Here is an 18,283-nt window from a genome sequence, read left to right as displayed (position 1 = left end):
TACGTGAGGAGGGAGGGAGGTCCGTGACCCACGGGGTGGGACCGGGCGGCGCGGAGCCGCCGGAGGACCTGACCGCCGCGGAGGCAGGGATGTGGCAGGCCTTCCGCAACGGCAGCGTGTACGACCTGAGCAGCGGTGACACGGTCGTCGACGATCCGCACGGAGGTCATCCGTGGGGACCGGAGCGGACGGTCCGGGCGCGCGTGGTGTGCTGGCTGCTGCTGGACGGTCCGCCCGCGCTGGCCGGGCGGGTGTCGTCCCTGAAGCTCGTCGGGGTGCTGATCAGCGGCGTGCTGGACCTGGCCGGGGGCACGGTGGTGCCGTACTGGGAACTGCGCGGCTGCCGCTTCGAGCGGGACGTGCTGCTGCCGGAGACGCGCTTCACGACCCTGCGGATGGTGGACTGCTCCGTACCGCGTCTGGAGGCGGCCCGGCTGCACACCGAGGGCGATCTGCATCTGCCGAGGTGCCGGTTCCTGGGCGGCATACGGCTCACCGACGCGCGGATCGGTACGGACCTGCTGCTCAACCAGGCGATCGTGCACCGGGACCGCAGCGGCCGCTCGATCGCCGCCGACGGGATGACCGTCGGGCAGGACCTCCAGGCGGAGATGCTGGAGTCGCACGGCGAGCTGAGCCTGCGCAGCGCGACGATCGGCGTCTCGCTGAGCCTGCGCGGCGCACGGCTGGGCAACTCGCACACCCGGCTCGCTCTGAACGCGCCGCAGCTGACCGTGGAGCGCACGCTGTATCTGACCCCGGCGGGAGTGGGCGCCCAGGCGCGGAGCGGGATGACACCGGCGCGCGGGACGCGGATCCAGCGGTTCGAGTGCCGGGGCGGGGTACGGCTGGACGACGGACGGTTCGGGGACGCGGTCGACTTCGAAGGGGCCCGGTTCCTCCTGACCGACGAGCAGGAGCTGTCGCTGCGCCGTGTCCAGACGCCGGAACTGCGGTTCCTCGGGGAACGGCCGGCGCGCGGCAGGGTGGTGCTGTCCGGGGCGCGGGTGGTGAACCTGGTGGACCGGGCGGACAGCTGGCCGGGCCCCGGCCGGCTGCAGATGGGCGGATTCCAGTACGAGAACCTGGTGCCGCGCGGGCCGTTCCCGCTGGCGCTGCGGCTGCGCTGGGTCGACGCGGCGAGCGCCGAGTACAACCCGGAGCCGTACGAGCGGCTGGCCGCCGTGCTGCGGGCGGGCGGAGAGGACGAGGACGCCCGGGAGGTGCTGCTCGCCAGGCAGCGCCGCCGCCGCGAGAGCCTGCCGTTCGCGGCCAAGCTGTGGGGCTACGCGCAGGACTGGACGGTCGCCTACGGATACCGGCCGGGCCGGGCGGCGGTGTGGATGGGAGTGCTGTGGGCGGCCGGTTCGCTGGCGTTCGCGCGCGCGGACCACCCGCCGCTGAAGAGCGGTGAACATCCGGCCTGGAACCCGGCGCTGTTCGCGCTGGATCTGCTGCTGCCGGTGATCGACCTGGGCCAGGTGGGCTTCTGGCAGCTGCGGGGCGGCTGGCAGTGGTTGTCCACCGCGTTCATCCTGCTGGGCTGGATCCTGGCGACGACGGTGGCGGCGGGCGCGACACGGACGCTGCGGCGCACGTAGTCCGCAGTGAGTGGCCCGGGGCCGGTGGTGCGGAAGAGGTCCCCGGGACGTGGGGGACCGTCGGCTTTTACCGGGCCTTGACCGAACCCCGTACAACTTTCCGCGACTTTCGCGCGGGCTCTGGCGCCGCTGTGACCTGCGGTCTTTCAATGGTCGACACCATGGCTCTGCTGCACGCGTTCGCCCGTACGTCCCGGGGGCGAGGAAAGGCGACGGGCGCCGCGTCCCTCGTTCCCCTCGAACTGCCAGGCGACGACGAGGTGCTCCTCGACGCGCCCGACGACGCGCTGGCCCCGGCGCTGGTCGGTGCCGCGGCCGGCGACCGCACACCCGCCGTCGAACTGCTCGCCGCCACCCGGAGCGCGGGCGCCTGGGAGCACCGCGACCGGTATGTGCGCCGGCTGGCCGCCTTCGCCCGCTCGCGCCCCGAGTGGCTGGACACCTGGCGGGCCCTCGCCCCGCGCGACCCCGACGTGCTGCTGGTGGACGCCCAGCGCGCGGTGGACCGCGCCTGGGACTCACCGGAGCGGGCCGAGCTGCTGCGCGAGGTGAGCCCGCTGATCACAGCTGCCGCCCGGGCGGACAACCGTGACCCGGTGCCCTGGCGGCTGGCCCTGGACCACGCCCGGGGCGCGCGGGCCGGCCACACCTACTTCGGCGAGCTGTGGGAGGCGGCCGTCCGGCGCGCCCCGCACCACCACGGCTGCCATGTGGCGGCCCTGCGTTATCTGGCGTCCTCCTGGCACGGCTCGCACCGGGAATGCCTCGACTTCGCGGACCGGGCGGCCCAGGACGCGCCGGAGGGCTCGCTCACACAGGCGCTGCCGCTGCGGGCGGCGTTCGGCTATCTCACCGACGGCTGTGGTCCCGAAGTACCGCGCGAACGGCTCGAAGCGGCGGCCGACCGCGCCACCGCCCTGTCCGCGCGGCTGCCCGCGGGCCAGTGCCGGCCGGCCGAACTTCGCAACCTGCTGACCTACGTCCTCGTCCGTCTGGAGCGCTGGCAGGATGCCCAGGAGCAGCTGCGTCTGACCGGCCCGTACGCCACGTCCTTCCCCTGGGACCGGGACGCCGAGGACCCGCTGGGACGGTTCCTGGAGGTCCGTCAGGGCGTGTGCGCCGCGGTCGCGTCCGGCTCTTCCACGGCCGGAACACGTCCCTTCGTTCCGGCTTCCGCCCGTCCGAGGAATGGGCAGGGCGGACGACTCCGCTTCGGCGACCATTAGGCTTTTGCGTCGTGACCACCGTCCGGCTCCCGCTCTTCCCCCTGAACACGGTGCTGTTCCCGGGGCTCGTACTCCCGCTCAACGTCTTCGAGGAGCGTTACCGCGCCATGATGCGCGAGCTGCTGAAGACCGCGGAGGACGAGCCACGCCGGTTCGCCGTCGTGACGATCCGCGACGGCCACGAGGTCGCGCCGAGCGCCCCTGGGCTGCCCGACCCGACGGCCGTGCCCGACCGGGGCCCGGCTGCGGGCTTCGGCACCGATCCGCTGCGCGCCTTCCACAAGGTGGGCTGTGTGGCCGACGCGGCGACGATCCGGGAGCGGCCCGACGGCAGCTTCGAGGTGCTGGCGACCGGGACGACCCGGGTGCGGCTGCTGTCGGTCGACGCCTCGGGGCCGTATCTGACGGCTGAGCTGGAGCCGGTGGAGGAGGATGCCGGCGAGGAGTCGGGAGCGCTGGCGGAGGGGGTACTGAGGGCGTTCCGCCAGTACCAGAAGCGGCTGGCGGGGGCGCGGGAGCGGTCGCTGGCGACCGGCGCGGACCTGCCGGACGAGCCGAGCGTGGTCTCCTACCTGGTCGCCGCCGCCATGATGCTGGACACACCGACGCGGCAGCGTCTGCTCCAGGCGCCGGACACCGCGTCCCGGCTGCGTGACGAGCTGAAACTCCTTCGCGCGGAGACGGCCATCATCCGTAATCTGCCGTCGTTGCCGGCGTCGGAGCTGACGCGCGGCCCGATGAGTCTCAACTGACCGTACGACTGTCCGGGATGGCGGCCACCATGGCGAAGAAGTCCAGGAAGCAACAGCCGGGGGGAACGCCCGCGACGGTGGCGCTCACGGCGGCCGGGGTGCCGTTCACGGTGCACTCCTACGACCACGATCCCTCCCACCCGTCGTACGGCGAGGAGGCGGCCGAGGCGATGGGCGTCTCGCCGGACCGGGTGTTCAAGACGCTGGTGGCGGACGTCGACGGGGCGCTGACGGTGGCGGTGGTGCCGGTGGCGGGCCAACTGGACCTGAAGGCTCTCGCGTCGGCGGCCGGCGGCAAGCGGGCGGCGATGGCCGACCCGGCACTGGCGGAACGCACGACCGGGTACGTGCGCGGCGGCATCTCGCCGCTGGGCCAGCGCAAGAGGCTGCCGACGGTCCTGGACGAGTCGGCGACACTGCACGAGACGATCTGTGTCTCGGCCGGCCGCCGCGGCCTGGAGGTCGAGCTCTCCCCCGAGGACCTGACCGAGCTCACCTCGGCGACCCTGGCCCCGATCGGACGCGTTTAGCCCCTCGACGCTCGTCCCTTCCTCGGCTAAGGAAAAGGGACATGTCGAAGCGAACCCGCAAACGCACGTGGCGCATCAGGAAACGCCGGGCGAACCACGGCCGCCGCCCGGCCTGACCAGAACCCCGCCCGCGGACTCAGCACGCCCGCCGGCCCCGCACCGCCCTCGCCGCATCCGCGCACCATCACGCCGCGTGGCGGCACGGATGGGCCGGATGCGGCGGGGGTGGTGGCCGCACGATCCGCACCACCCCTGCCGTCTCCGCAGGCCACCGCCCCGCGCAGGAGCGCGCGGAGGGCCGCAACGACACCCCGCACGCGGGCCGCGCGATCCGCACCCGTCTCGCTGCAACGCCGTGCGAAACCTAGGCTCCCGGCTGCGGCACGTACGGCTGCTCCGCCGGCGGGAAGTGGTCCGGGTCCCGGGGGCCGAACAGGCTCGTCAGCCCCAGGTGCAGCAGCAGCCCCGCGAACGGCCACGCCAGCAGTGCCCCCTTGGCGCTCAGCTTCAAGGGCGCGTCGAAGGTGACCCCTTTGCCGACACTCCTCGCCTGCGCGATCACATCCTGCGCGGGACCGAGCCACACCCCCAGCCGCCAGGCCAGGACCGACCCCAGCAGCCCGCCCGCCGCCAGGGCCACCACCAGCGGCACACCGCCACGCCGGCGCACCAGGAACACGACCAGCGCGCTCACCATGCCGAACCCCAGCGCGAGGAGCGTGAACGTGCCGTCCACCCCGATCCCCTGCTCCCCCTCGGAGTCCTTGAGGTAGACGACCCAGTTGTCGCCGGCCACATCACCCACCAGCGGTACACGTGGCGCGAGCCACCACCACAGCACTCCGAGCAGCACCCCGCCGAGCGCCACGGCCACCGCGGCCACCGCGGCCTCCCGCAGTTCCTTCTTCATCCCGGGGCCGTCCTGTCCGTACCAACCGCCGTGCCAGGGATACTCGGCGTGCCCGGACTTCCCGGCATGCCGGAACGCGGCGGCCGCGGACCCGTCGGACGGCGGCTGCCACGCATCCTGCGCGGAGTGCGCGGAATGCTCGTGCGGAGGCGGTGGTGGTGTCAGAGGAGCGCTCACCCTGCCATCGTGCCAGGCACGGCTGTGCGGCGCGTCACCGGACGGCAGCCCTGCGGTACGCCCAGGTCGCCGCGGCCAGGGAGAGCACGCCGACGCCCCCGCACACGGCGAGGTCACCGAGCACACGGGCCCAGTCGGGGTGCGGTCCGAAGGTCCGGGCGAGGGCCTCGACGCCGTACGTCGACGGCAGCAGGCCGCGTGCGAGGCGCACCGCCTCCGGCATCCGCTCCGGCGGCAGCACGCCCAGCAGCAGCGCCGCGGACATCCCGAGCTGACCGAGGAGTGTGGCCAGTTCCGGCCGGGGCGCGAGCAGGCCGAGAGCCGCTCCGAGCCCGGCGAGCGCGGCGCCGGCGAGCGGGATCACCGCGATCAGGATCCACAGGTGCGCCAGCGGCAGCCCGAACAGCACGCAGCCGAAGACCGCGGTCACGACGGTCCCCGGCACGGTGAATGACGCGTACGCGCCGGCCGCACCCAGCACCACGGCCGCCGGCGGCACGGGCAGGGTCGCGTAGTGGTCGAGTCCACCGCTGGCCCGCAGCTGGCCGAAGTACTGGGCGAGGAGGTTCAGCGCGACGAACGCGACGACCAGCACCGCCGAGCCGGCGACCACGGCCTGCGCCTCGCCGCCGCCGTCCACGACCCCGCGCATCAGGATCATGATGCCCACCGACTGGAAGGTCGCCACGAACAGCAGCGGGATCCGCGCGACCCGGGCGCGGGACAGCTGCGCCCGGTACACGGCCGCCAGCGACGGCAGCAGCCGCGCCCGGGGACCGAGCTCGGCGGCGTCCGGCACCGCCTCCTTCGCGGCCAGGGCACCGTCCGGCAGGACTTCGGCGGGTACGACACTCACGTCGTGCTGCTCTCCTTCGCTCGGAGGTTCGCCCGGATCCGCCGGGGCGGTCGCCCTGTTCCGGGTACGGAGGACGCGGTCCGTGTGCTCACGCCTTCACCAGTCCTTGTCGTACGGCACCGCCCAGCGCCAGGTAGACGTCCTCCAGACTGGGTGTGGCCAGCGTGAAGTCGTCCAGGGCGGCGAAGGCGGTACCGCCGGTGACGGTGGCGACGACCGTACGGGCCTCCTCGGGCGCCAGCCGCAGGGTCCAGCGGCGGCCGGACTCGACGACGCGGTCGCGCAGGGCGGCGACCTCGGGCACGTGCAGGGGTGCGGCCTCGCGCCACACCAGATCGACCCGGACCTCGCCGGCGACCTGCTCCTTGAGCCCGGACGGGCTGTCGCAGGCGATGACCCGGCCGCGGTCGAGGACCGCGACCCGGTCGAGAACGGTCTCGGCCTCGATGACGTTGTGGGTGACCAGCAGGACGGTCGCGCCGTGCTCGGCACGGCGCCGGTCGACGGCGGACCACACCGCGCGCCGGGCCACCGGATCCATGCCGGTGGTGGGCTCGTCGAGCACGAGCAGGGGCCGCTCCCCCACCAGCGCGGCGGCCAGGCAGGCGAGCCTGCGCTGGCCGCCGGAGAGCTTCTTCAGCGGGCGTCCGGCGAGCGGGGCGAGCCCCAGTTCGTCCAGGACGTCGTCCCGCTCCGACCGCGCCCGGCGTGCGTCGAGCCCGCGCAGCCGGCCGGTGGTCTCGGCGGCGAGGGACACGGTGAGTTCGTCGAGGGCGGTGGACTCCTGCCCCAGGTAGGCGAGGATACGCGAGGCCCGCTCGGGGTGGCGCACGATGTCGTGGCCGAGGATGTCGACACTGCCGCGGTCGGGCCGCATCAGTCCGGTCAGCTGGCGTACCAGGGTGGACTTGCCGGCGCCGTTCGGCCCGAGCAGACCGAAGATCTCACCGCGCCGGATGTCGAGCGCCACATCGTCGGTGGCCCGGATCTCGGGGGTCGCGGCAACGCCGCGCCGGCCGCGCACCGCCGGATAGGTCTTGGTCAGCCCGCGCACCGCACACACGGCATCACCACCGTGCCGGAATCCCTGTGCCGCGCGCGTACTCACAAGGGACGAGCCTACGGGGTCGGGGACCCCGGCCGGTCCTCGGGTCGCTCGCGCGTCGCGCCCCCGGGAGAGGACGGGACAGGACGCACCGGACACGCGCCGGGAGGCATCGGTGAACGCCGGGGAATCATCCGGTCGCTCATCGTGTTCACGCGTCGTCCACGCAAACGATCTCCCGGGAGCCGGAATGACCGACGAGCCCGCCGTCCGCGAACTGCGCCTGGTGGTCACCGCCGACGACTACGACGCCGCGCTGCGCTTCTACCGCGACGTCCTGGGCCTGACCGAGCGCGCGGCGTTCGCGTCACCCGACGGCCGGGTCACCATCCTCGACGCCGGCCGGGCCACTCTGGAGCTGGCCGATCCGCACCACGCCGCCTTCATCGACGAGGTCGAGGTCGGGCGACGCGTGGCCGGTCCCGTCCGGGTCGCCTTCCAGGTCGACGACTCCGTCGCCACCACGTCGAAGCTGGCCGCCGCCGGAGCCGAGGTGGTCGCCGAACCGACCCGCACCCCCTGGAACTCACTGAACTCGCGACTCGAAGCACCGGGCGCCCTCCAGCTGACGCTCTTCACCGAACTCGGCGCATAGGGTGCCGTGTGGATCCTGCCGGGGTCGCGGGCCCGGCACCGCGGCGCGCCGCACCGCGCCGCACCGCACCGCGGTCGGCTGCCAGGGCTGCGCCCCGGCGCCCTCCCGCCGCCTTGCGACGCTCCCCCACTGCCTGGAGGGCGTGGGTAGGTACCCCCACGCCCCCGAAGCCCGCTCAGCTCGGCTGCGAGGAACCGCTCACTCCCCCGCGGAGGCCCGTTCCGTGCCCGTACGGAGGTCGAGTTCGCGCCAGAAGCCCGCCCGGATGGCGTAGCGGTCGCGTTCGTCGATCTGGTCGTCCTTGTGGGCGAGTAGGCCGAAGCGGGCCGCGTAGCGCAGGAGCTCCCCGTCGACACGGTGGGGGATGCGGGGGTACATGACCGACAGTTTCTGGATGTGGCTCTGGTCGCCGAGCCGCTCCACCCAGCGCCGGGCGAACACCTGTCCCACCTCGAAGGGGTCCCCGCCGACGGTGGTGATGTCCTCCTCGCGGTCGGCCCAGCGCTGCTCCGCCGTGGTCAGCTGGGCGAGCGTGGGCATGGACGCGGCATCGGGCGGCTCGGCGACGGGCCGGTCGACCCAGCCCTTGTCGGACGACCACCGCAGCGTTGCGGAGGGGGGCTGCTGGGGCTGGTGCGGGCCGGGGCTGCGCAGCGCGGCCAGGTCCTTCGGGGTGGGCACGCCCTTGGCCGTGGACGTCCGCTCGGCGGTGCCGTTGTGCCCGACGGACGGGTGCTGCGGCTCCTGCGCGGTGCGTTCGGCCGCCGCGGAGAGCGCGGAGTCCGGCAGCGGGGCGGAGAGGATCGCGGCGATCTCGGGCCGCGGCACGGGCGGCGGCGCACACACCCCGGTATGATCCTTGGCCCGTACGGCCTGGGTGATCCACGCCCGGTCCAGCACGCGGCGTTCGTCGGCCTCGGCGACCAGGTCCTCGGACTGGTTGTAGTCGCCGTCTGCGGCCTGCACGGCCCACAGGTGGACGGCGACACCGTGCTCCTTCGCCGCCATCATGCCCGGCAGCAGATCGCCGTCCCCGGTGACCAGCACGATGTCGGAACAGGCGCGGTTGCGGGCCAGTTCGGTCAGCTCGGCGTGCATCGCGGCGTCGACGCCCTTCTGCGCCCAGCGCCCGTCGCTGCGGGTCAGCGCACCGAGCCGGACGGTGACCCGGGGCATCACGCGCAGCCTGCGGTGCTCGGGCTGCGGAACACGGTCGGGGGCGCCGTCGAACCAGTAGATGCGCAGCAGCGGCTGCCGCGTGTCGTTCTCGGCGCGGTCGCGCAGCCCCTGGATGAGGGCCGTGTGGTCCACGGTGATGCGGGACCGCGAAGGCTCCCCGGCGAGGAGACTGGCTGCGGCCCCCAGCAGATACCCGGCGTCCACCAGGACGATGCAGCGGTCCACGCGATCCACCCTCTTTCCGGGAGGTTTGCTTCGGGCTTGCTTCGAGTCTGCCCGACCTCGCCGGGGTTAACGGCCGGAACTCGATCTTCGGCGTGGCGTTTCCACACTTCCTCCCCCGACCACCCCGGCCCCGACCACCCGGTCACACACGGTAATTGTCCGACATGCGTGGGTTATCCGGCTGTGTGAATCTGGTTCCGGCCCTGGCCCCTAGTCCCCCACAGGAGGCATCACCATGGCCAAGAACAAGAACCGTGACCGTAAGCAGCCCCAGGCCGAGCGCGCCCAGCGGGCGGCGCAGCCGTCCACGATGGAGACGCCGGACGAGCAGCGCACCACGCAGGTCATGCCCGGCGACCCCGGACGCGGCAAGGGCCGGCAGAAGCGCTTCGGTCACAACTGACATCCGCACGACGGGCCGTTGCGGCCCAGGAACAAGAAGAGGGGCGCGCCCACCACAGGGTGCGCCCCTCAAGCGCGTCGGCAGGACCGGAAACCGGGCTAGCCCGCCAGGCAGGACGGTCCGAGGAGGACCTTCAGGTCGCCGAACAGGGCGGGGTCCGGTTTGACCCGGTGCCGGTCCAGACGCAGCACCGTCGTCCGCGTCGGCCCCTGAAGCCTGATCCGTACTTCGCTGTCGCCCCTGTGGTGGGTGAGGATCTCACCGAGCCGGCTGACCATCGGCGGGGTCACGCGCGTCGCGGGGATGGTGAGCACCACGGGGGCGTTGGCGCCCGCGTGGGACAGGTCGGGGATCATCAACTCCATGGCGACCAGCCGCGGCACGTCCTCGCGCTTGTCGAGCCGGCCCTTGACGAACACCACGGCGTCCTCGACGAGCTGGGTCGAGACGAGCTGGTACGTCGCAGGGAAGAACATGCACTCGAGGGAGCCCGCCAGGTCCTCCACGGTGGCGATCGCCCAGGCGTTGCCCTGCTTGGTCATCTTGCGCTGCAGGCCCGAGATGATGCCGCCGATGGTGACCACCGCACCGTCGCCGAAGTCACCGCCGGTGAGCTGGGAGATGCCCGCGTCGGCCTTGTCGGACAGCACGTGCTCCAGGCCGAACAGCGGGTGGTCGGAGACGTAGAGCCCGAGCATCTCCCGCTCCTGGGCGAGCAGGTACGTCTTGTCCCACTCGTCGTCGGTGAAGGTGACGTCGAGACCGAAGCCGGGTTCGCTGGTCTCCTCCTCGCCCATGCCGCCGAAGAGGTCGAACTGGCCCTCGGCCTCCTTGCGCTTGACCGCGACCACATTGTCGATCATCGGCTCGTACTGCGCGGTGAGGCCCTTGCGGGTGTGGCCCATGGAGTCGAAGGCGCCCGCCTTGATCAGCGACTCGGTGGTCCGCTTGTTGCAGACGACCGCCTCGACCTTGTCGAGGTAGTCCGGGAAGGACGCGTACTTCCCCTTGGCCTTGCGGGACTTGATGATCGACTCGACGACATTGGTGCCGACGTTGCGCACGGCCGACAGGCCGAAGAGGATCACGTCGTCGCCCTGCGCGGCGAAGTTCGACTCCGACTCGTTGACATTCGGCGGGAGCACCTTGATGCCCATGCGGCGGCACTCGTTGAGATAGACGGCCGACTTGTCCTTGTCGTCCTTGACCGAGGTGAGCAGTGCGGCCATGTACTCGGCCGGGTAGTTCGCCTTGAGGTACCCGGTCCAGTACGACACCAGTCCGTACGCGGCGGAGTGGGCCTTGTTGAAGGCGTAGCCGGCGAAGGGGACCAGCACGTCCCACAGGGCCTGGATCGCCTCGTCGCTGTAGCCGTTCTTGCGGGCGCCCTCCTGAAAGAGGACGAAGTTCTTGGCCAGCTCGTCGGGCTTCTTCTTGCCCATCACCCGGCGGAGGATGTCGGCCTCGCCGAGCGAGTAGCCCGCGATGATCTGGGCGGCCTTCTGCACCTGCTCCTGGTAGACGATCAGGCCGTAGGTGACCGACAGCACCTCCTGGAGCGGCTCCTCCAGTTCCTTGTGGATCGGGGTGATCTCCTGGCGGCCGTTCTTGCGCTCCGCGTAGTTGATGTGCGAGTTCATGCCCATCGGGCCCGGCCGGTAGAGGGCCGAGACGGCGGAGATGTCCTCGAAGTTGTCGGGCTGCATCTGGCGGAGCAGGGAGCGCATCGGACCGCCGTCGAACTGGAAGACGCCGAGGGTGTCACCGCGGCAGAGCAGTTCGAAGGTCTTGGGGTCGTCCAGCGGGAGGGCGAGCATCTCCAGGTCGATGCCCTTGTTGGCCTTCACCATCTTGATGGCGTCGTCCATGATCGTGAGGTTGCGCAGGCCCAGGAAGTCCATCTTCAGCAGGCCGAGCGACTCGCACTGGGGGTAGTCCCACTGTGTGATGGTCACGCCGTCGGTGTGGCGCGTCCAGAGCGGGGCGTGGTCGACGATGGGTTCGCTGGACATGATCACGCCGGCCGCGTGCACACCCATCTGCCGGACGAGACCCTCGACACCCTTGGCGGTGTCGATGACCTTCTTCACGTCCGGCTCGTTCTCGTACATGCCGCGGATCTCGCCGGCCTCGTTGTAGCGCGGGTGCGAGGGGTCGGTGATGCCGTTCAGGTCGATGCCCTTGCCGAGGACGTCGGCGGGCATGGCCTTGGTGAGCCGGTCGCCCATGGCGTACGGGTAGCCCAGCACGCGCGCGGAGTCCTTGATGGCGTTCTTCGCCTTGATCTTGCCGTAGGTGCCGATCATGGCGACCTTGTCGGCGCCGTACTTCTCGGTCACGTACCGGATCACCTCGACGCGCCTGCGCTCGTCGAAGTCGATGTCGACATCGGGCATGGAGACGCGCTCGGGGTTGAGGAACCGCTCGAAGATCAGGCCGTGCGGGATCGGGTCGAGGTCGGTGATGCCCATCGCGTACGCGACGATCGAGCCGGCCGCGGAGCCCCGTCCGGGGCCGACCGCGATGCCCTGGTTCTTGGCCCACATGATGAAGTCGGCGACCACGAGGAAGTAGCCCGGGAACCCCATCTGGATGATGACGTCCATCTCGTACTCGGCCTGCTTCTGGCGGTCCTCGGGGACACCGCCGGGGAAGCGGCGCGCCATGCCGCGGCGGACCTCCTCCTGGAACCAGGTGACCTCCGTGTACCCCTCCGGGATGTCGAACTTCGGCATCAGGTCGCGCTTTTCGAACATGCCCGTGGTGTCGACCATCTCGGCGATCAGCCGGGTGTTGGCGCAGCCCTGCTGCCAGGCGTCCGAGGAGTCGATGGCGTACATCTCGTCGGTGGACTTGAGGTAGTAGCCGGTGCCGTCGAACCTGAAGCGGTCGGGGTCGGAGAGGTTCTTGCCGGTCTGGATGCACAGCAGCGCGTCGTGGGCGGTCGCCTCGTGCGCGTACGTGTAGTGCGAGTCGTTGGTGACCAGCGGGGGGATGCCGAGCTTCCTGCCGATCTCCAGCAGGCCGTCGCGGACCCGGTGCTCGATGTCGATGCCGTGGTCCATCAGCTCCAGGAAGTAGCGCTCCTTTCCGAAGATGTCCTGGTAGTCGGCGGCGGCCTTGAGGGCCTCGTCGAAGTGCCCGAGGCGCAGCCGGGTCTGGACCTCCCCGGAGGGACAGCCGGTGGAGGCCACGATCCCCTCGGACCACTGGGCGATGGTCTCCTTGTCCATCCGGGGCCACTTCTGCAGCCAGCCCTCCGCGTACGCGTCGGAGGACAGGCGGAAGAGGTGGTGCAGGCCGGTGCTGTTCACGGCCCACATCGTCTTGTGGGTGTAGCCACCGGAACCGGAGACGTCGTCGCGCTTCTGGTGCGGCTGGCCCCACTGGATCTTGCGCTTGTTGCGCCGGGACTCGGGGGCGACATACGCCTCGATCCCGATGATCGGGGTGACGCCCGCCTTCTGCGCGGAGTGGAAGAAGTCGTACGCCCCGTGCAGGTTGCCGTGGTCGGACATGGCGATGTGCGTCATGCCCATCTCGTTGCAGGCGTTGAACATGTCCTTCAGCCGCGCGGCACCGTCCAGCAGTGAGTACTGGGTGTGGACGTGCAGGTGCGTGAACGGCGGCTTGGACACGGTGCGGCCTCCAGGAGTGGACGCTGTGGCGCGGAGCGCCTCGATGAGGGGCGGTGGTCGGGTGACGGGAGGGCAGTCGGCGACGGGCGTTCGGACGGTCCGGGGGACAGCGTCGAAGTCTATGCCCCGGCACTGACACCCGAGGCGCATCCGGACGTACCTTCGGGCGGTGGCACGGGCACTCGCGTGACGTGTCACACGTTAGGCAGGGGACGGACCAGCCGTCCCGAAACATCCCGCACCTGGAGGCACAAAGCGATGTCGGTCCCGCAGCTCAACGACGAGCACCGCGGTGAGGAGATCCTCGCCGTCCTCGACACCGCCTTCGGCGAACTCCTGGCCGCCGACCCGGCCGCGTTCCGGGTGAAGTTCCGGAAGATGGCCGCCTCGGCGTTCGCCTTCTACCGCGGGACGGCGAGCCTCTTCTACCACGATCTGGACAGCGAGAAGCGCGGCGGACCCTACCTGGACGAGCGCACCTCGCGCGTGTGGATCCACGGCGATCTCCACGCGGAGAACTTCGGCACCTACATGGACTCCAACGGCCGCCTGGTCTTCAACGTCAACGACTTCGACGAGGCCTATGTCGGCCCCTTCACCTGGGACCTCAAGCGCTTCGCCGCCTCCATGGCGCTGATCGGCTACGCGAAGGCGCTCAGCGACGAGCAGATCGGCGAGCTGGTCACCATCTACACGGCCGCCTACCGGGAGCGGATCCACGCACTGGCCACCGGCGCGAAGAGCGACGAGGTGCCGCCCTTCACCCTGGACACCGCCCAGGGGCCGCTGCTGGACGCGCTGCGTGACGCCCGTTCGCTGACCCGCTTCGGGCTGCTGGACTCGATGACCGAGATCCGCGACTTCGAGCGCCGCTTCGCCGCCGGCGGCGGCGCGGTCGAGCTGGACGCCGCCACCCGCTACAAGGTGCTCGCGGCCTTCGACGGCTACCTGGAGACGCTGCCGGACGCCTCGCTGGCCCGCCCGGACTCGTACCGCGTGAAGGACGTCGTGGGCCGCCGCGGCATCGGCATCGGCTCGGCCGGGCTGCCGTCGTACAACATCCTGCTGGAGGGCCACAGCGACGCCCTGGAGAACGACGTGGTGATCTACATCAAGCAGGCCCAGACCCCGGCGGTCTCACGGCACATCACCGATCCGGCCATCCGGGACTACTTCCGGCACGAGGGGCACCGCACGGTGATCTCCCAGCGCGCCCTCCAGGCGCACGCCGACCCCTGGCTGGGCTGGACCGAGCTGGACGGCTCGGGTCAGCTGGTCGCCGAGGTCTCGCCGTACGCCGTGGATCTGGACTGGAGCGACATCGACGACCCGGAGGAGATCGCCCTGGTCGCCGCCGACCTCGGCCGGGCCACGGCGACCATGCACGCGGCGGCGGACGACACCTCCGGCGAGTCCCTGGTGCCGTTCTCCACCGAGCGTGCCATCGACGCCGCGATCGCCGCCGACGAGGACTCCCTCATCCCCCTCCTGGTCGACTTCGCCCACAGCTACGGCGCCCGCGCGCGCAGCGACCACCAGACCTTCCTGGACCTGTTCCGCAACGGCAGGATTCCGGGACTCTAACGATCCGCCCGTCCACAGGAACCCTTTAGGGATCCCTTACCGGAGCACGTGACACACTCGTTCCCGCCATGGACAAATCCGGAAACCAGCTCAGAGCCGTACGCGCGGCGCTGTTCACGGCAGTCGTCGTGACGCTCAGCGCCGCGTCGCACGTGCTGCTGTCCGGGGCTCCGCTGCCGTTCAACACGGTGGCCGCGATCACCGCCGCCGTGTTCCTCCTGGCGTACGCCCTGGCGGGCCGGGAGCGTTCCTTCGGGCGGATCGCCGCCCTGCTGATCCCGCTGGAACTGGCTGCCGACACGGTCTTCACCACCGGCCAGCACGTCTGCTACGGCCGGATGGGCGGCCCTGTGGCGGGCCCACTGCGCTCCGTCGGCTTCGACGTGCTGTGCGGTGACGGCACCAGCGTGGGCGCACCGCTGGTCCGGGTCACCGGACCCGCCGCCGAGGGCGGCGACCGGCTGGCCGAGGTGCTCGCCCAGGCCGATCCCGCCACCGCCTGGATGCTGCTCGGCGCGCACATCGGGGTCGGCCTCTGCGCCGCCGCCTGGCTGCGCCGCGGCGAGCGGGCGCTGGCCCAGTTGCTGAGCGCGGTCGCGACGGCAGCCTCGACGGCGGTCCGGCCGCTGCTGCTGGCGGTCGCGGCGGTGTTCGTACGCCGGGCACCGGAGGTTCTCCGTCCGACCCGTCCGGTCCGCCGTACCGCCATCGCCCGGACCCTGCTTCTCGCGCACTCCCTGGGACGGCGCGGACCGCCGCGCTCCCTCGCCGCCCGCGCCTGAGGCCGGCGGCCCGGACCGAGCACCAGCAGCCCCCATACGTATCCCGCACACGTCCGTGTGCGTCCCCCGTGGAGACATCACCATGAGCAAGCGGAACAGCCAGGCGGCGAAGACGGCGGCCCGAGAGCGACTGCGCCAGGAGCGCGAGCGCCAGGCGAAGAAGGCGAAGGCCAAGCGGCAGATCGTGGTCGCCCTGTCGGTCGTGGGCGTCCTGGCCGCGGCCGGCGGCATCGGCTACGCCGTCGTCCAGGCGAACAAGCCCGGAAAGTGGGACGCGGCCCTGGACCAGAAGATCGTCGCGCCGGCCAACACCTCGGGCAAGAACGGCACGGCCGTCGTGCTCGGCAAGGACAGCGCGAAGAAGACCCTGAAGCTGTACGAGGACCCGCGCTGCCCGATCTGCGCCACGTTCGAGCAGTCGGTCGGCCCGACGCTCCTCAAAGACTACGAAGCCGGCAAGTACAAGCTCCAGTTCATCGGCGGCACGTTCCTCGACGGTGACACCGGGGACGGCGACCAGATGAAGGTCGGCTCCAACGGCGAGGGCTCCAAGAACGCGATGAGCGCCCTCGGCGCCGCGCTGAACGTGAGCCCGGAGGCATTCCTGGAGTTCAAGGAGGCCCTCTATTCGGCGAAGTTCCACCCCGAGGAGTCGCAGGACAAGCTCAAGGACGACGACTACATCATCGAGATCGGCGACTCGGTGGACGCCCTGAAGAACAACAAGAAGTTCCAGGACGCGGTGAAGAACGGCACGTTCGACGCCTGGGCCCTGGCGATGTCCCACACCTTCGACACCAACGAGGACGAGGTGAACGGCACGCCCAGCCTGGTCATGGACGGCAAGAAGCTCACGGGGTCCGACGGCAAGAACACGCCCATGACCCCCGACGACTTCAACACCGCCATCGAGAAGGCCCTCAAGGGCTGAGTCGCGGGCGGCTGACAACGCGCTGAAGAGCGGGCGAACTTCTGCCGGTTCGCCCGCTCTAGCGTGTACCTGTCAGTAGCGTGTCGGCTGTGACCAGTCGACACAGAGCATCCGAGAGCGCCGTCTCCGCCACCGCGGACGCCCACTCCCCTTCCCCGCGCCGCCGAACGGTCGTCAAGGCGGCAGCCGCCACCGCGGCACTGGCCGGACCGCTCGCCGCCGCCCTGCCCGCCCGGGCGGCGCGGCAGGCTCCCGCCTTCCTGCACGGCGTCGCCTCCGGCGACCCACTGCCGGACGGCATCCTGCTGTGGACCCGGGTGACGCCGGTGCCGGAGGCGATACCCGGCTCGGGGCTCGGGCCCGACACCGAGGTGAGCTGGACCGTCGCCCGGGACAAGTCGTTCGGCGACATCGTCGCGAAGGGTTCGACCCTCTCCACCGCCGCCTCGGACCACACGGTCAAGGCCGACATCCGCGGCCTGCGGCCGGCCACCGACTACTGGTTCCGCTTCTCGTCCGGCGGCACCGACTCCCCCGCCGCCCGCACCCGCACCGCCCCGGCCGCCGACGCCGCCGTGGCCGGACTGCGCTTCGGAGTGGTGTCCTGCTCCAACTGGGAGGCCGGGCACTTCTCCGCGTACCGCCATCTCGCGGCCCGGGGCGACCTGGATGCCTGGCTGCACCTGGGCGACTACGTCTACGAGTACGCGACCGGCGACTACGGCACCCGCGACACCGTCGTCCGTCCGCACGCGCCCGCCCACGAGATCGTCACCCTCGCCGACTACCGCGTCCGGCACGCGACGTACAAGACCGACCCCGACCTCCAGGCGCTGCACGCCAAGGCGCCGGTCATCGCCATCTGGGACGACCACGAGATCGCCAACGACACCTGGTCTGGCGGCGCGGGGAACCACACCGAGGGCGCGGAGGGCAGCTGGGCCGCGCGCCAGGCCGCCGCCAAGCAGGCCTACTTCGAGTGGATGCCGGTACGTCCCGCGCTGGCCGGCACCACCTATCGACGGCTGCGCTTCGGCAGGCTCGCCGACCTGTCCCTGCTGGATCTGCGCTCCTTCCGCTCCCAGCAGGTCACCACCGGCGACGGCGACGTCGACGACCCGGACCGCACGCTCACCGGACGCGCCCAGCTGGACTGGCTGAAGGCGGGTCTGACGGCGTCCGACACCACCTGGCGGCTGGTCGGCACCTCGGTCATGATCTCGCCGTTCTCCGTGGGGTCCCTCCCCGCGAGCCTGCTGAAGCCGCTCGCGAAGCTGCTGGGCCTGCCACAGGAGGGTCTCGCCCTCAACACCGACCAGTGGGACGGCTACACCGACGACCGCCGCGAGCTCCTCGCCCATCTGCGGGCGAACGCGATCGGCAACACGGTCTTCCTCACCGGCGACATCCACATGGCGTGGGCCAACGACGTGCCGGTGAACGCCGGCACGTACCCGCTGTCGGCCTCGGCCGCCACGGAGTTCGTCGTCACCTCGGTCACCTCCGACAACCTCGACGACATCGTCAGGGTTCCCGAGGGCACCGTCACCGCGCTCGCCTCCCCGCTGATCCGGGCCGCCAACCGGCATGTCCACTGGGTCGACACCGACCGCCACGGCTACGGCGTACTGGACGTCACCGCCGAGCGGGCGCAGATGGACTACTACGTGCTGTCCAGCCGCACGGCGGCCGACGCCACGTCCACGTGGGCCCGCTCCTACCGCACCCGCAGCGGCACGCAGAAGGCCGAGCGCAGCTACGACCCCGTCTGATCCGCCTGGGCCCCGCC

The 18,283-nt window shown here is 71.4% G+C and carries 15 protein-coding genes; 10 read left to right on the top strand and 5 right to left on the bottom strand.

Annotation, left to right across the window (positions count from 1 at the left end):
* Positions 1-23 precede the first annotated feature (23 nt).
* From ACZ5C2_RS25545 to ybaK, 4 genes are all read left to right on the top strand, one after another.
* Positions 24-1,601: an oxidoreductase gene (locus ACZ5C2_RS25545; protein ID WP_468795264.1), complete on the top strand. Its 1,578-nt coding sequence runs from the start codon at positions 24-26 to the stop codon at positions 1,599-1,601.
* 149 nt (positions 1,602-1,750) lie between these two features.
* Positions 1,751-2,827: a hypothetical protein gene (locus ACZ5C2_RS25540; protein WP_468795261.1), complete on the top strand. Its 1,077-nt coding sequence runs from the start codon at positions 1,751-1,753 to the stop codon at positions 2,825-2,827.
* Between the two features lie 11 nt (positions 2,828-2,838).
* A complete protein-coding gene (locus tag ACZ5C2_RS25535; RefSeq protein WP_468795258.1) occupies positions 2,839-3,579 on the top strand; it encodes an LON peptidase substrate-binding domain-containing protein in 741 nt (246 codons plus the stop codon).
* A gap of 29 nt (positions 3,580-3,608) precedes the next feature.
* Complete coding sequence (gene ybaK / locus ACZ5C2_RS25530; RefSeq protein ID WP_468795483.1) at positions 3,609-4,109, top strand: Cys-tRNA(Pro) deacylase; 501 nt, start codon at positions 3,609-3,611, stop codon at positions 4,107-4,109.
* Positions 4,110-4,473: 364 nt separating this feature from the next.
* On the opposite strand, the gene ACZ5C2_RS25525 is transcribed toward ybaK, so the two are convergent.
* The 3 genes from ACZ5C2_RS25525 to ACZ5C2_RS25515 all read right to left on the bottom strand — a co-directional run bounded on the left by ACZ5C2_RS25525 (position 4,474) and on the right by ACZ5C2_RS25515 (position 7,115).
* Positions 4,474-5,196 (bottom strand): AAA family ATPase, encoded by a 723-nt coding sequence (locus ACZ5C2_RS25525; RefSeq protein WP_468795255.1) that lies wholly within the window; start codon positions 5,194-5,196, stop codon positions 4,474-4,476.
* Between the two features lie 34 nt (positions 5,197-5,230).
* Positions 5,231-6,052 carry an ABC transporter permease gene (locus tag ACZ5C2_RS25520; RefSeq protein ID WP_468795251.1) on the bottom strand — a complete coding sequence of 274 codons (822 nt, stop codon included), beginning with the start codon at positions 6,050-6,052 and terminating at the stop codon, positions 5,231-5,233.
* Between the two features lie 88 nt (positions 6,053-6,140).
* Positions 6,141-7,115, bottom strand: a complete 975-nt coding sequence (locus tag ACZ5C2_RS25515) for an ABC transporter ATP-binding protein (RefSeq protein WP_468795480.1) — start codon at positions 7,113-7,115, stop codon at positions 6,141-6,143.
* Between the two features lie 232 nt (positions 7,116-7,347).
* Here ACZ5C2_RS25515 and ACZ5C2_RS25510 point away from each other — a divergent pair, with 232 nt between their 5' ends.
* Complete coding sequence (locus ACZ5C2_RS25510; protein ID WP_468795248.1) at positions 7,348-7,752, top strand: VOC family protein; 405 nt, start codon at positions 7,348-7,350, stop codon at positions 7,750-7,752.
* Between the two features lie 198 nt (positions 7,753-7,950).
* Here ACZ5C2_RS25510 and ACZ5C2_RS25505 read toward each other — a convergent pair whose 3' ends face one another.
* Positions 7,951-9,156 carry an NYN domain-containing protein gene (locus ACZ5C2_RS25505; RefSeq protein WP_468795246.1) on the bottom strand — a complete coding sequence of 402 codons (1,206 nt, stop codon included), beginning with the start codon at positions 9,154-9,156 and terminating at the stop codon, positions 7,951-7,953.
* 235 nt (positions 9,157-9,391) lie between these two features.
* Here ACZ5C2_RS25505 and ACZ5C2_RS25500 point away from each other — a divergent pair, with 235 nt between their 5' ends.
* A complete protein-coding gene (locus ACZ5C2_RS25500; RefSeq protein ID WP_468795243.1) occupies positions 9,392-9,559 on the top strand; it encodes a hypothetical protein in 168 nt (55 codons plus the stop codon).
* A 98-nt stretch (positions 9,560-9,657) separates the two neighbouring features.
* Here ACZ5C2_RS25500 and dnaE read toward each other — a convergent pair whose 3' ends face one another.
* On the bottom strand, positions 9,658-13,197 hold the full coding sequence (gene dnaE, locus ACZ5C2_RS25495) for a DNA polymerase III subunit alpha (protein ID WP_468795240.1): 3,540 nt from the start codon (positions 13,195-13,197) through the stop codon (positions 9,658-9,660).
* A gap of 258 nt (positions 13,198-13,455) precedes the next feature.
* Between dnaE and ACZ5C2_RS25490 the strand changes: the two genes are divergently transcribed.
* The 4 genes from ACZ5C2_RS25490 to ACZ5C2_RS25475 all read left to right on the top strand — a co-directional run bounded on the left by ACZ5C2_RS25490 (position 13,456) and on the right by ACZ5C2_RS25475 (position 18,266).
* The gene (locus ACZ5C2_RS25490) at positions 13,456-14,781 is read left to right on the top strand and encodes a DUF2252 domain-containing protein (protein ID WP_468795237.1); all 1,326 of its coding nucleotides are present in this window, start codon (positions 13,456-13,458) and stop codon (positions 14,779-14,781) included.
* A gap of 68 nt (positions 14,782-14,849) precedes the next feature.
* A complete protein-coding gene (locus tag ACZ5C2_RS25485) occupies positions 14,850-15,563 on the top strand; it encodes a hypothetical protein (protein ID WP_468795234.1) in 714 nt (237 codons plus the stop codon).
* An 82-nt stretch (positions 15,564-15,645) separates the two neighbouring features.
* Complete coding sequence (locus tag ACZ5C2_RS25480; protein WP_468795231.1) at positions 15,646-16,494, top strand: thioredoxin domain-containing protein; 849 nt, start codon at positions 15,646-15,648, stop codon at positions 16,492-16,494.
* 89 nt (positions 16,495-16,583) lie between these two features.
* Positions 16,584-18,266, top strand: a complete 1,683-nt coding sequence (locus ACZ5C2_RS25475; RefSeq protein WP_468795228.1) for an alkaline phosphatase D family protein — start codon at positions 16,584-16,586, stop codon at positions 18,264-18,266.
* Positions 18,267-18,283 lie beyond the last annotated feature (17 nt).

It is taken from the genome of Streptomyces sp. NPDC031365 (assembly GCF_055569765.1).
Note: the sequence above shows the minus strand (reverse complement) of the source record. Positions and strands in the feature narration are given on the sequence as shown.